Below are 13628 nucleotides of genomic sequence, written 5' to 3' on the forward strand. Positions count from 1 at the left end.
CCCGCCCTGCCCAGCCGCGCTCAGCTCATCCAGCCGCGCCGCTCCAGGTCTTCCAGCGTGCGGTCCAGGCACAGGCGGATCAGTGCGATCATCTCGTCGATCTGGGCGCGCGTCATGACCAGCGGCGGCGCGATGATCATGCGGTCGCCCACGGCGCGCATGATGACGCCGTTGTTGAACATATGGCCGCGGCAGATCATGCCCACGCCCAGCGACGGGTCGAAGCGCACCTGGTAATGCACGTTGGCGGCCTTGCGCCGCACCAGGTTCAGCCCCGCCACGAAGCCGCAGCTCTCGGCCATGCCCACCAGCGGGTGCGCGGCCAGGCTGGCGAAGCGCGCCTTCAGGTAGGGCGCCGTGTCGTGCGCCACCTGCTCGACCAGCTTTTCCTCTTCCAGGATGCGGATGTTCTCCAGCGCGGCGGCGCAGGCCACCGGGTGGCCCGAGTACGTGAAGCCATGATTGAAGTCGCCGCCGGCCACGATGACGTCGGCCACGCGCTCGCCCACCAGCACGCCGCCCAGCGGCACATAGCCGGACGTGACGCCCTTGGCGAAGGTGATCAGGTCCGGGCGGATGTCGAACAGCTCGGAGGCGAACCATTTGCCGAGCCGGCCGAAGCCCGTGATGACTTCGTCCGCGATCAGCAGGATGTCGTATTTGTCGCAGATGCGGCGGATCTCCGGCCAATAGCCGGGCGGCGGGATGATGACGCCGCCGGCACCCTGCACCGGTTCGCCGATAAAGGCGGCCACCTTGTCCGGCCCCAGCTCCTTGATGCGCTCTTCCAGCCAGCCCGCCGCGTGCACGCCGAATTCCTCCGGCGTCATGCCGGCGCCGTGGTCGGCGTAGCTGGGCTGGTTGATATGGACGATGCCGGGAATCGGCAGGCCGCCCTGCACGTGCATGCCGCTCATGCCGCCCAGCGACGCCCCCGCCATCGTGCTGCCGTGGTAGGCATTGTGGCGGCTGATGATGACCGTGCGGTCGGGCTGGCCCTGCAGGTCCCAGTAGCGGCGCACCATGCGTACATTGGTGTCGTTCGCCTCCGAACCGGAGCCCGTGTAGAACACGTGCTTGAAGCCGGGCGGCGCGATGCGGGCCAGCTTGGCCGCCAGCTGCACGGCCGGGATCGTGGTGGTGTTGAAGAAGCTGTTATAGAAAGGCAGCGTGTCCATCTGCCGCGCCACTGCCTGCGTGATGCTGGTGCGGCCGTAGCCGACATTGACGCACCACAGGCCCGACATGGCGTCGAGCACCTTGCGCCCTTCGGAATCCCACAGGTAGATGCCGTCGCCGCGCACCATCACGCGTACGCCCTTCTCGGCCAGCGCCTGGTGATCGGTAAACGGGTGCAGGAAATGGGCGGCATCGAGCCGCTGCAGGGCTTGCGTATCGGGCAGCTCCGGCACTTGCGGGATGGTCGTCATGATCGACTCCTGGGGTGACTGCGGTGGGTGTTCGGCTGTGCAGTAATGCACTGCCGCGGCGCCGCCCGGCGCCGCTGACCTGCCTGGGCTTCTAGACGTGCAGCAGCAGGTGCTCGCGCTCCCACGGGCTGATGACGGTCATGAATTCCTGGTGTTCGAGGTCCTTGATGGCAGAGTACACGTCAATGAAGCGTTCGCCCAGTACTTCGCGCAGCCGGTCCTCGCCGCGCAGGCGCTGCAGCGCCTCGGGCAGGCCTTGCGGCAGCTCGTATTCCATCTCGTAGGCGCTGCCGGTGGTGATGGCGGTCGGTTCCAGCTGTTCCGTCATGCCCAGGTAGCCGCAGGCCAGCGTGACGGCCAGCGCCAGGTAGGGATTGGCATCCGAGCCGATGATGCGGTTTTCCACGCGGCGGTCCTGCACACCCGATTCCGGCACGCGGAAGCCGACGGTACGGTTGTCCACGCCCCACTGGATATTGATCGGCGCGGCCGTGTGGCGCACCAGGCGGCGGTAGGAGTTCACGTAGGGCGCGACGATCGCCAGCGCGGCCGGCATGTAGCGCTGCAGGCCACCGATATAGTTCTTGAACAGGGGCGACGGCGAGCCGTCCTGGTTGCTGAAGATGTTCCAGCCCGTCTTGGCATCGACCACGCTCTGATGGATGTGCATCGCCGATCCCGGCTCGCCCGCCATCGGCTTGGCCATGAAGGTGGCGTACATCTCGTGCTTCAGGGCCGCCTCGCGCAAGGTGCGCTTGAAGAAGAACACCTTGTCGGCCAGGCCGAGGGGCTCGCCGTGCAGGAAGTTGATCTCCATCTGGCCGGCGCCGATCTCGTGGATCAGGGTATCCACGTCCAGCCCCATCATGTCGCAGTAATCGTAGATGTCCTCGAACAGGGGGTCGAATTCGTTGACGGCGTCGATACTGTAGACCTGGCGCGACGTTTCGGCGCGGCCGCTGCGGCCCACCGGTGCGCGCAGCGGCAGGTCCGGGTCGGAGATCTTCGCCGTCAGGTAGAACTCCAGTTCCGGCGCCACCACCGGTTTCCAGCCCTTGTCAGCGTACATCTTCAGCACGCGGCGCAGCACGGAACGGGGCGCGAAATCGACCAGGCGGCCGTCGGAAAAATAGCAGTCGTGGATGACCTGGGCGGTGGGGTCGGTTGCCCACGGCACCATCGTGATGGTGGTGGGGTCGGCCTTCAGGATCATGTCGCGGTCGGTGCGGGAAATGGCCCGGTCGTAGGCCGGATCGTCGGTGGGCGAATTACCCGTGACGGTCATGCCCAGCACGGCCTCGGGGATGCGCATGCCGCGATCCTCGGTGAATTTCACACGCGGCAGGATCTTGCCGCGGGCCACGCCGGTGAGGTCGGGCACCAGGCATTCGATTTCCGTGACTCGCTTTGCATTGAGCCACTCATCCATATCGGTATAGGTAAAATTTTCGCGAATAGCCATTTCTTGCTCCAAAAAAGTCATTGATCGCGGCCGTCATCACCTGCTCGGCCGCGTACCCGTGAACTGACTCTGGCAAGAACAGCTAAGGGATACCGCCGGACGGAATGAGGAACGTCTTCATCAGGCCCGCTCCTGTCGCCTTGCCTGGTATTCGCGGCACGCGTTGCCGAATGCCAGGAACATCTTCATGGAGTCGGGGTTTTCCGTGATGCGCCACTCGGGGTGCCACTGAACCGCCAGCGAGAAACCCTGTGCCGCATCGATCGTGTAAGCCTCCACCAGCCCGTCGTGCGCCACCGCTTCCACGGTGAGGCCCTGGGCCAGCACATCGACACCCTGCCCATGCAGGGAATTGACGATGATTTCTTCCGGATCGCCCAGCATCCGGGCGAACTTGCCGCCCGGCGTCAGCCGGATCGGGTGGGCCGGCCCGTACTGCACGTCGAGTGCATCGTCCTCGCGGTCGCGGTGATCCATCATGCCCGGCACTTCCTGCACGGCCTGGTGCAGGGTGCCGCCCAGCGCCACATTGATTTCCTGGAAGCCGCGGCAGATGCCCAGCAGGGGGATGCCCCGCTTCACGGCCGCGCGGATCAGCGGCAGGGTGGTGGCATCGCGGGCCGCATCGAGCGGCAGCGCCGGATTGTGGATCGGCTGGCCGTACAGGTCGGAATGCACATTCGAGGCCGAGCCGGTCAGCATGACGCCATCGGCCACCGCCAGCACCGCTTCCATGTCCGTCAGCTCGGCCAGCGCGGGCAGGATCAGCGGCATGCAACGGCCGCCCAGCACGACGGCATTGACATACTTGTTTTGCGCGGCGTGATTGGGAAAGTGACCAATCTGCCGGGTGCACGCAGGCACGAGGACGATGGGACGGCGCATGGATGTCAGCTCTGCTTTCAAATGGCCCGACGCGAAATGCACGCTACGCTTTACGCAACCGTGTGCCGGGCAAAAGCGCCCCGGCGGCACGCAGCACGTGCTCCGCGTTCTCGAACGACCGATGACTTAATTTATCACAAATTCACTTTTGTTATCATTACAGCTACGCACAATCGAATCGCCCCCATTGACCTCCCTCACCTTCTTCACCTTCCGCGCCGCGCCATGAAGGACCTGCCCTGGCGCGATTTTTCCGCCCTCGTCATCAGTATCGGCATCGTCGGCCTCGGCCTCGGCGCCACCATTCCCCTGACCGCGCTGGCGCTGGACGGGCGTGGCGCGGGCACCTTTGTCATCGGCCTCGTCACGGCTGCCAGCGCGCTCGGCATCCTCGGCGTGGCACCCTTCGTGACGGGCTGGGTGGCCCGCTTCGGCGCGCGCGCGACGATGATGGGCGCCGTCTGCATCGCCGGCGGCGCCACGGTCGCCATGCAGCTGCACGGCGACGTCTGGCTGTGGTGCCTGTTGCGGGCCCTGTTCGGCGCCGCCATGGGGGTGCTGTTCACCATCGGCGAAGCGTGGGTCAACCGCATCGCGCCGGACCGGTCGCGCGGCAGAGTCGTCGCCCTTTACACCACCAGCTTCACCTTGTTCCAGCTGGCCGGCCCCACCCTCGTCGCCCTATTGAACGGCAAGCTGGCCTGGCCCTTTGCCGCCTGCGGCCTGCTGTTCGTGGCCGCCCTGCCCGGCCTGATGCTGCTGGACGGCACGCGCCTGCCGGCCGACGATGAAATCCACGCGCGCTGGCAGGACGTGCTGCCGCACATGCCGATGATCGCCATGGGCGCGGCCTTCTTCGCGCTGTTCGATACCTTGATCCTTGCGCTGCTGCCGGTCTACGCGATGCGCCAGGGGATCGTGACGGAACTGGCGCTCATTTCCGCCACCGTCGTGCTGGTCGGCGACACGGCGCTGCAGTTCGCGATGGGCGCGCTGGCCGATCGTTACGGGCGCTGGCGCGTGCACGTGGGCTGCGGCGTCGCCGTCTGCCTGCTGCTGCCGCTGCTGCCGCTGGCGGCCGGCATTCCGTGGTTGTGGTGGACCCTGCTGCTGGCGCTGGGCGCGGTGGCCGGCGCCATCTACATGCTGGCCCTGGTGGCCTGCGGCGAGCGTTTCAGCGACGCCTCGCTGACCACCGCCTCGGCCATCGTCAATGCCTCCTGGGGCATCGCCAGCGCCGCCGGCCCGCTGGCCACGGGCGCGATGATGCACAGCGTCGGCATCAACGCGCTGCCGGCCGTGCTGTTCGGGATGTGCGCCCTGTTCCTGGCCAGCGCGTGGTGGGAGCGGCGCACCGTGAAATAGTTGCCGCAAAAATGGGGACAGACCCCATTTTTCGAGCAACTTTATCGAACGCGCGGCGTCAGCCCGGGTTGAACAAGCCGCCCGGCAGCACGATCGTCGCCTGGAAGCCGCCATCTGGCGCATTGGCCAGCAGCAGCTCGCCGCCGTGGGCCTGCACGATGCCGCGCGCGATACTGAGGCCCAGGCCCATGCCGCCGCTGTTCCTGCTGCGGCCGTGTTCGAGACGCACATACGGCTGGCCCAGGCCGGCCAGGGCTTCCTCGGGCACGCCGGGGCCGTGGTCGCGCACGACGATTTCGATATTGCCGGCGTTTTCGCCCACCGCCAGCTCGACCCGCGCGCCGTAGTAGAGGGCGTTGTTGAGGAGGTTGCCGATGGCACGCTTCAACGCCAGCGGCTTGGCCGTGACCATCTGGCCGGAAGCGGTGAACGACACTTCGTGGCCGGCCAGCTGGGCGTCGCGCACCATCCGGCCCAGCAGCGCGTCGAGCCGCACCTCGGTGGCGTTCTCGTGGATGTCGCTGTCCTTCACCGTCTGCAATGCGCCCTTGACCATCATGTCCAGCTCATCGAGGTCGTCGTGGAATTCGTCGCGCATCGCTTCCTCGTCGAGCAGCTCGGTGCGCAGCTTCAGGCGCATGATGGGCGTGCGCAGGTCGTGCGAGATCGACACGAACAGGCGCTCGCGGTCTTCCATGTAGCGCTGGATGCGCTTGCGCATGTCCTCGAAGGCGCGCGCCGTCGTGACGAATTCGCGGCTGCCCGTCTCCGGCAGCGCGGGCGGGTTCTCGCCCTTGCCGAAGGCCGTCGCCGCCTCCGACAGCGCGGCCAGCGGGCGTATGATCCAGCGCACCACGAGGATCGACACCAGCAGCACCGCCGCCAGCGACAGGGCCTGCAGCAGCAGCCGGTCGCGCGTCAGCGGATTGCCCGTTTCGAGGAAATACGGGTTCGGCATCAGGGTGGCCAGGTACATCCACGTGCCCGGTTCCAGCTCGACCTGGATCAGCAGCACCGGCGCCGGTTTCGGCAGCATGATGTGCTGGGTCCACGTCTCCGGCATCTCAGCCAGCAGGATGCCCTCGTCGTCCACCGGCAGCCGGTCCGGCCACGCGAACGCGATCTGCAGCTTGCGCGCGTTGGGCAGGTCTTCCTTCAACGTGGCCCGCACCTGCGCGAGCGCCGTGTCGGTCAGCTCCTGGCCGCCCAGCGAACGCACCGGCACCGGCGCACGGTTGATATTGACGAGAAAGCGCGTGCCGCCCATCTCGCGGAACTGCTGGATGATCAGGGGCCGGTAGTTCGGCGGCAGGCTGAGGAAAAATCGCACGGCGCTGGACGCACTGTGCGCCAGGTGCTGCGCGGCCGTGCGAACTTCCTCGCGCGCCTCGGCGCGACGTTGCGCGGCCCAGATGATGTTCCCGGCCAGTTGCGTCAGCAGCACGCCGATCACCATGACGAGGGTCAGCCTGCCTTGCAGCGACGACGGCAGGATGTGCCCGGGCAGCCGCAGCCGCCGCAGCCTGTCAAGCATGGGAAGTCGTCACGTCCGCCGAGAACACGTAGCCGACGCCGCGCACCGTCTTGATCAACAGGGGATTGCCGCCGCCGTCGTTCAGGCGCAGGCGCAGGCGGCTGATCTGCACGTCCAGGAAGCGGTCCATCGGTCCCGCGCCGCGTCCGCGCGTGCCTTCGCACAGGGCGCTGCGGTCCAGGATCGTGCCGGCATGCTCGACGAAGTATTTCAGCAGCTGGAAGTCCAGCCCCGTCAGCGGCACGGGGGCGCCAGCGGGGTCGGTGACGGTACGCGCCACCGTGTCGAGCGTGAAGCCGACAAAGTGGAAGTAGCGCGGCGCGGCCGTGTTGTCCATCCCGGTGCGGCGGTGGATGGCCTTGATGCGCGCCACCAGCTCGCGCGGGCTGTAGGGCTTGGAGACATAGTCGTCCGCGCCCAGTTCCAGGCCCACCACGCGGTCGGTCTCGTCGGAACTGGCCGTCAGCATGATGATGGGGACGTTCGAGCGCTGGCGCACCGTGCGGCACAGCGCGAAGCCGTCCGTATCGGGCAGCATGACGTCCAGGATCACCAGCGACAGCTCGTCCGCACTGCGGTTGAACTCGGCCAGGAAGGTGGCACCGTCGTGCGCCAGGTCGACGGCATACTGGTTCTTCTCCAGGTAGGTCTTCAGCAGGGTCCGGGTTTTCTGGTCGTCGTCGACGATTAATATCCTGCGCATGGTAATACTGAACTCACTTATCTGGCTTGTTTGGCTTGTTTGGCTTACTTGGCTTATTTGGTCTTCGTGAAGGTGCTGGCAATGGTGCCCAGCCGGCGCTGGGCATCGGCCACCGTCACGCTGTCGTCGAGGAAGAAGCGGTGGACCTCGGCCACGATGGCATCGCGCACGATCTCGTCGGTGGCCATGCGGTGCACCAGGCTCGGTACCTGCGCCTCGGCGCTGCTGGCGAACAGCTTCCACGAAGCGCGCGCGCAGGCATCCATTTTCGCCAGGGCCGGATTGCGCAGCACGGGAATCGAACCCTTGATGTGATTGTAGTCCGCCTGCACCGCCGGCGACAGGGCCAGCGCCGCCAGCTTTTCCTGGGCCGGGCGCAGCTCCGGGTGCGTGCCCAGCATGCTGAGCGTGTCGATGTTGTACAGGTGGTAGCGCGCCGTGCCGGGCGAGGCCGCGCAGCCGAAGTCCTCGTCCACCGCCAGGCCGCGCACTACCAGCTCGCCCTTGGCCCAGTCGCCCATCACCATCATCGCGGCGCGGTTCTCGGCCACCTCGCGCACGCTGCCCTCCCACCGGCGTTCCTGGATCGGGCTGCCCATCCACCGCTTGGTGGAGCGCAGCCGCGCCAGCGCCGCGGCCAAGCGCGGGTCCGCGTAGGCCGCCGCGCTGCGCTTCTGGAACAGGTTGCGGTACAGGTCCACGCCTTCGGCCAGCACCAGCGTCTCGAACAAGGTGGCGACCTGCCACGGCTCGCTGCTCTGTGCCAGCGGCACGATGCCGGCCTGCTGCAGCCTGGCGGCGACGCGCTCGAATTCCTGCCACGTGGTGGGCACCGGCTGGCCCACGCGCGCCAGCAGCTTGCGATTGTAGAACAGCGTGTTGATGCGGTGGATGCCCAGCGGCGCGGCGTAGACGTGGCCGTCGTACTGGATGGTGCTGGCCACGGTGGGCAGCAGCAGCTTGTTCCAGTGGCCGGCGGCGGCTACGGTGTCCAGTTCCAGCAGCAGGTTCAGGCGCGCCCAGTCGCGGATCACGATGCCGTTCAGTTGCGCCACTTCCGGCGCATCCTTGGCCAGCATGCGGCTGCGCAGCACGATGCCGGCGCCCACGCCCGAGCCGCTGGGGATCATGCCGTCGCGCCAACCGATGTCCTGTTCGCCCAGGCGCTGCGCGATCAGGTCGACCGCCTTGCGTTCGCTGGTGGACTTCCACCAATGCAGCACCTGCAGCGACTGCTCGCGCGCCATCGCCGCCCCGCCGCAGCAGACAGTGAGGCACAGGGCCGCCAAGGCCTTGCGCAAGGGCATGTGTTTGGTCTCCTTCATCGCTCCGGGCCGCCTGCTGGGGCAGCTTATAGTTTGAACAACGTGTGCCGAGTGTGGACTATAACCCAAAGTTTTCGTTAAACGCAGGTAACTATTCGACACATTTTGAAAGGAAACGTCAGGAATTGTTGCGAAATGTTGCGGCGCGCGCAGCCATATCACTTTGGCATGTAAGTTTATGTGAGCAAACTTCACGCGTGACGATTAAAAAAACCATAATAATCATGCACTTAAATCGACGCAACGGGTCTTGACGAGCCCGGTGGTATCACAATTTGGCCGATGTTAATGTCCGCTCCGGCAGCACAAACCAATAACTAAACAAACTAAACACCGGAGACAGCATGATCAAACAGTTCGCCCTCAAACCCCTTGGCGCGTCCCTGGCCCTCGTATTGGCGTGTGGTTCGGCCGTTGCCGCCGAACGCGACGTGGAAGGCTTCCATGGCTACGTGCGCGCCGGCGTCGGCAACAGCAACCACGGCGGTTCGCAAAGCTGCTACGGCCTGGGCGGCGTCTCGATGACCTACCGCCTCGGTAACGAATGCGACAGCTTCACGGAACTGGGCTACACGAAGGAAGTGGCAAAGGCCGACAACGGCGTCAGTTTCGTCGCCACCGTCTGGGCCACGGCCTACAAGAACAGCTCCGACTTCGGCGACGCCGACCTGGAAGTGACGAAGGCCTATGTGGAAGCGCGCAACCTGCCCTTCCTGAAGGGCGGCACGGCCTGGGCCGGCAAGCGCCACTACCTGCGTCCCGACATCCATATCCTGGATCTGCAGTACATCAACATGAACGGCACCGGCGCCGGTATCGACCGGTTCCCGCTGGGCCCGGGCAAGATCAGCTACGCCTTCTTCAAGGACAACGATCTGAATAACACCGACCCCGTGACGGGCCGCGTGACCGATTCGACCTCCGCCACGCGCCAGAACATCCTGTACGAAGACCTGCCGGTCAACACCAACGGCACCATCGACCTGGCCGCATCGATCATCACGGCCGAGGGCCAGGACAAGACCACCCACGACGGCTGGCAGCTGTCGATGTTCCACCACCAAAAAAACCTGCCGGGCAACGGCACCAACAAGTTCGGCCTGCAGTACGGCGTGGGGCCCGGCACCGGCATCGGCGGCGCCTGCTGCTCGCGCATGGGCCCTTCGGGCAGCACGCTGCTGGGATCGGACTACACCCGCGTGCGCGTCTTCGACGAAATTTTCCTGCAGCCGACGCGCGACTTCGGCGTCTCCCTCGTCGCCTTGTACCAGCGCGACAAGAACGGCGCCAACGGCTCGACCACCTGGGCCACCATCGGCGGCCGTCCATCGTATGCCTTCACCGACAACTTCAAGCTGCAGGGCGAACTGGGCGTGAGCACGCTGAAGTCCGACTCTACGCCGGGCACGGCACGCCTGACCAAGCTGACCATCGCGCCGACGATCGCCCTGTCGCGCGATTTCTGGTCGCGCCCCGAGCTGCGCCTGTTCGCCACCTACGGCAAATGGAATGACGCCGCCATCCCTGCGCTGAACGCCTTCAACAATTCCGGCGCCGTGTACGGCAACGACACCAGCGGCTTCTCCTACGGCGTCCAACTGGAAGCGTGGTGGTAACAGCAAGGCCGCAGCACCACCGAACAACACAAGGAGACAAGACATGAAACTGAAAACGACCGTACAAGCCATCCTGGCATCGACCGCCCTGCTGGGCGCCGCCGCGCAGGCCGCACCCCAGGTGGAAGTGCTGCACTACTGGACTTCGGGCGGCGAGGCCAAGTCGGCCGCCGAACTGAAGAAGATCATGGAATCGAAGGGCGTGGCGTGGAAGGACTTCGCCGTGGCCGGCGGCGCCGGCGAGAATGCCGCCACCGCGCTGAAGGCGCGCGTGATGGCCGGCAGCCCGCCGACGGCCGCCCAGATCAAGGGCCCGTCGATCCAGGAATGGGGCCAGGAAGGCGTGCTGGCCAATATCGACCAGGCCGCAGTGGAAGGCAAGTGGGATGCCAGCCTGCCGCCGGTTGTCACGAACATCATGAAGTACAAGGGCCATTACGTGGCCGTGCCCGTCAACGTGCACCGCGTGAACTGGCTGTGGGTGAACCCTGCCGTGCTGGCCAAGGCCGGCGCCAAGGCACCCACCAGCTTCGCCGAGTTCTTCGACGCGGCCGACAAGATCAAGAAGGCCGGCATGGTGGCCCTGGCCCACGGCGGCCAGCCATGGCAGGACGCCACCTTGTTCGAGTCCGTCGTTCTGGGCACGGGCGGCGCGGAGTTCTACAAGAAGGCCCTGGTGCAGCTGGACCCGGCCAGCCTGACCAGCCCCACCATGGTCAAGAGCTTCGAGACCCTGGCGCGCATGAAGACCTATATCGACAAGGACGCGGCGGGCCGCGACTGGAACCTGGCCACGGCCATGGTCATCAACGGCAAGGCCGGCATGCAGTTCATGGGCGACTGGGCCAAGGGCGAATTCACCGCCGCCGGCAAGGTCGCGGGCAAGGACTTCCTGTGCGTGGCCGCGCCGGGCACGGACAAGGCGTTCACCTTCAATATCGACTCGCTGGCCATGTTCAAGGTGAAGAACCCCGAACAGCAGAAGGCCCAGCTGGTACTGGCGAACGCCGTGATGAGCCCTGGCTTCCAGGAGACGTTCAACCTGAACAAGGGTTCGATCCCCGTGCGGGCCGGCGCCGCGCGCGACAAGTTCGACAGCTGCGCCACCAAGTCGATGGATGACATGGCCGCCACCAGCAAGACGGGCGGCCTGGTGCCCTCGCTGGCGCACGGCATGGCCATCGACACGGCCAAGGCCGGCGCGATCCAGGACGTGATCGCCCGCTTCATGAACAGCACCATGACGCCGCAGGCCGCGGCGCAGGCACTGGCCAAGGCCGCGAAGACCATGTAAGCCTGCCGGTTCCGGGTCCACCCCCATGGTGGCTGCGCCGCACGTGCCGCAGCCACCGTTTCCGCTCGCGCGGACGGGCCCGGGCCAAAGCCGTCCCCCGCAGTCTTGCCGCTTCTGGAGAACTCCCATGTCCGTCATACCGCTTCACACCGCCGGCAGTCCGCCCGCGCCGGCCGCGCCGCCCCCTGGCAAGCGCCCCGCCGCCAACGACAGCGCCGCCCGCCCGCCCCAGCGTTCCGGCAGCCGCTTCGGCGCGCTGGCCGACGCCTGGCTGCCCCGCCTTGTGCTGTCTCCCACCATCATCGCGTCACTTGTCTTTGTCTACGGCTTCATCGCGCTGACGGCCTACCTGTCGCTGACCGAGTCGCGCATGATGCCGAACTTCGAGTTCGCCGGCTTCGCACAATACGAACGACTGTTCGAGATCGAACGGTGGTGGGTTGCCGCCACCAACCTGGGCATCTTCGGCGGCCTGTTCATCCTGTTCTGCCTCGCCATCGGCCTGGGCATGGCCATCCTGCTGGACCAGCGCATCCGCCACGAGGGCGCACTGCGCGCCATCTACCTGTATCCGATGGCGCTGTCCTTCATCGTCACGGGCGCGGCCTGGAAGTGGATCCTGAATCCCGGCCTGGGCCTGGAAAAGATGATGCACGACTGGGGCTTCACCAACTTCACCTTCGACTGGCTGGTCAACTCCGACATGGCCATCTACACGGTGGTGATCGCCGGCGTGTGGCAATCCTCCGGTTTCGTCATGGCCCTGTTCCTGGCCGGCCTGCGCAGCGTGGACGACAGCATCATCAAGGCCGCCATGGTCGATGGCGCCAGCCTGCCAACGATCTACCGGCGCATCGTCATCCCGTCGCTGCGCCCCGTCTTCTTCAGCGTGCTGCTGGTGCTGGCCCATATCGCCATCAAGAGCTTCGACCTGGTAATGGCGCTGACTGCCGGCGGACCCGGCACCTCGTCGGACGTGCCGGCCATCTTCATGTACCAGTTCTCCTTCACCCGCGGCCAGCTGGGCCTGGGCGCGGCATCCGCCATGATGATGCTGGCCACCGTGCTGGCCGTGCTGGTGCCCTTGATGTACCTGGAAACGAAAGGAGCGCGCCATGGCCGCTGAATTCCACGGCGAAGGCGGGCGCATCACGCCGGGCCGCATCGCCATCTACGCGCTGCTGGTGCTGGTGGCGCTGTACTACCTGGCGCCGCTTTACGTGATGCTGACTACGTCCGTCAAAACGCTGGACCAGATCCGCCAGGGCAACCTGCTGGACTTCCCGCTGGCGCCCACGACGGCCGCCTGGTCGAAAGCCTGGTCCGGCGCCTGCACAGGCGTGCGCTGCGAGGGCCTGGCGCCCTACTTCTGGAACTCGATGCAGATGGTGATTCCGGCCGTGCTGATTTCCAGCCTGATCGGATCGCTGAACGGCTATGTGCTGGCGCACTGGCGCTTCCCCGGCCATAACGTCGTCTTCACGGCGCTGATGGTGGGCTGCTTCATTCCCTTCCAGGTGGTGATCCTGCCGATGGCGCGCGTGCTGGGCATGGCCGAACTGGCCAATACGACGACGGGCCTGGTACTGGTCCACATCATCTACGGCATCGCATTTACCACGCTGTTCTTCCGCAACTACTATGTGACGGTGCCGGACGAACTGGTGAACGCGGCCCGCATCGACGGCGCCGGCTTCTTCATGATCTACCGCCGCATCATCTTCCCGCTGTCGCTGCCCATCTTCATGGTCTGCTTCATCTGGCAGTTCACGCAGATCTGGAACGACTTCCTGTTCGGCGTCGTGTTCGGCGGCGCCGATGCGCAGCCCGTCACGGTGGCACTGAACAACCTGGTCAACACGTCCACCGGCGTGACCGAATACAACGTGAACATGGCGGCAGCCATCATCGCGGCCCTGCCGACCCTGGTGATCTACCTCATCGCAGGCAAATACTTCGTGCGCGGCCTGACGGCCGGCGCGGTCAAAGGCTGAAACAAGCCGACTGGAGACAA

11 protein-coding genes are annotated in these 13628 nt (G+C 65.9%); 5 read left to right on the plus strand and 6 right to left on the minus strand.

All coding sequences use genetic code 11. From position 1 onward, the window contains the following. Positions 1-20: 20 nt before the first annotated feature. The 3 genes from GM672_RS05505 to GM672_RS05515 all read right to left on the minus strand — a co-directional run bounded on the left by GM672_RS05505 (position 21) and on the right by GM672_RS05515 (position 3777). Positions 21-1430 carry an aspartate aminotransferase family protein gene (locus GM672_RS05505; RefSeq protein WP_155469525.1) on the minus strand — a complete coding sequence of 470 codons (1410 nt, stop codon included), beginning with the start codon at positions 1428-1430 and terminating at the stop codon, positions 21-23. 91 nt (positions 1431-1521) lie between these two features. Further along, complete coding sequence (locus GM672_RS05510; RefSeq protein WP_155469526.1) at positions 1522-2892, minus strand: glutamine synthetase family protein; 1371 nt, start codon at positions 2890-2892, stop codon at positions 1522-1524. A gap of 120 nt (positions 2893-3012) precedes the next feature. Further along, positions 3013-3777 carry a gamma-glutamyl-gamma-aminobutyrate hydrolase family protein gene (locus GM672_RS05515; protein WP_155469527.1) on the minus strand — a complete coding sequence of 255 codons (765 nt, stop codon included), beginning with the start codon at positions 3775-3777 and terminating at the stop codon, positions 3013-3015. 225 nt (positions 3778-4002) lie between these two features. Here GM672_RS05515 and GM672_RS05520 point away from each other — a divergent pair, with 225 nt between their 5' ends. Continuing rightward, a complete protein-coding gene (locus GM672_RS05520) occupies positions 4003-5142 on the plus strand; it encodes an MFS transporter (RefSeq protein WP_155469528.1) in 1140 nt (379 codons plus the stop codon). Positions 5143-5200: 58 nt separating this feature from the next. On the opposite strand, the gene GM672_RS05525 is transcribed toward GM672_RS05520, so the two are convergent. The 3 genes from GM672_RS05525 to GM672_RS05535 are packed head-to-tail and all read right to left on the minus strand — an operon-like array spanning position 5201 to position 8686. After that, positions 5201-6676 (minus strand): ATP-binding protein, encoded by a 1476-nt coding sequence (locus tag GM672_RS05525; RefSeq protein WP_155469529.1) that lies wholly within the window; start codon positions 6674-6676, stop codon positions 5201-5203. Continuing rightward, positions 6669-7379 (minus strand): response regulator, encoded by a 711-nt coding sequence (locus GM672_RS05530; RefSeq protein WP_155469530.1) that lies wholly within the window; start codon positions 7377-7379, stop codon positions 6669-6671. Before GM672_RS05530 ends, GM672_RS05525 begins: the two co-directional genes overlap by 8 nt. A 53-nt stretch (positions 7380-7432) precedes the next feature. Then, positions 7433-8686 carry an ABC transporter substrate-binding protein gene (locus GM672_RS05535; RefSeq protein WP_155469531.1) on the minus strand — a complete coding sequence of 418 codons (1254 nt, stop codon included), beginning with the start codon at positions 8684-8686 and terminating at the stop codon, positions 7433-7435. A gap of 362 nt (positions 8687-9048) precedes the next feature. Here GM672_RS05535 and GM672_RS05540 point away from each other — a divergent pair, with 362 nt between their 5' ends. The 4 genes from GM672_RS05540 to GM672_RS05555 all read left to right on the plus strand — a co-directional run bounded on the left by GM672_RS05540 (position 9049) and on the right by GM672_RS05555 (position 13608). Continuing rightward, positions 9049-10320, plus strand: a complete 1272-nt coding sequence (locus GM672_RS05540; protein ID WP_155469532.1) for a maltoporin — start codon at positions 9049-9051, stop codon at positions 10318-10320. Positions 10321-10363: 43 nt separating this feature from the next. Further along, positions 10364-11614 carry an ABC transporter substrate-binding protein gene (locus tag GM672_RS05545; RefSeq protein WP_155469533.1) on the plus strand — a complete coding sequence of 417 codons (1251 nt, stop codon included), beginning with the start codon at positions 10364-10366 and terminating at the stop codon, positions 11612-11614. A 127-nt stretch (positions 11615-11741) separates the two neighbouring features. Further along, entirely contained in the window at positions 11742-12740 is a 999-nt protein-coding gene (locus GM672_RS05550; protein WP_229417564.1) for a carbohydrate ABC transporter permease, read from the plus strand. Beyond that, on the plus strand, positions 12730-13608 hold the full coding sequence (locus GM672_RS05555) for a carbohydrate ABC transporter permease (protein ID WP_155469534.1): 879 nt from the start codon (positions 12730-12732) through the stop codon (positions 13606-13608). Before GM672_RS05550 ends, GM672_RS05555 begins: the two co-directional genes overlap by 11 nt. Positions 13609-13628 lie beyond the last annotated feature (20 nt).

This window comes from Pseudoduganella buxea (assembly GCF_009720835.1).
In the GTDB taxonomy this organism is placed as follows: domain Bacteria; phylum Pseudomonadota; class Gammaproteobacteria; order Burkholderiales; family Burkholderiaceae_D; genus Rugamonas; species Rugamonas buxea.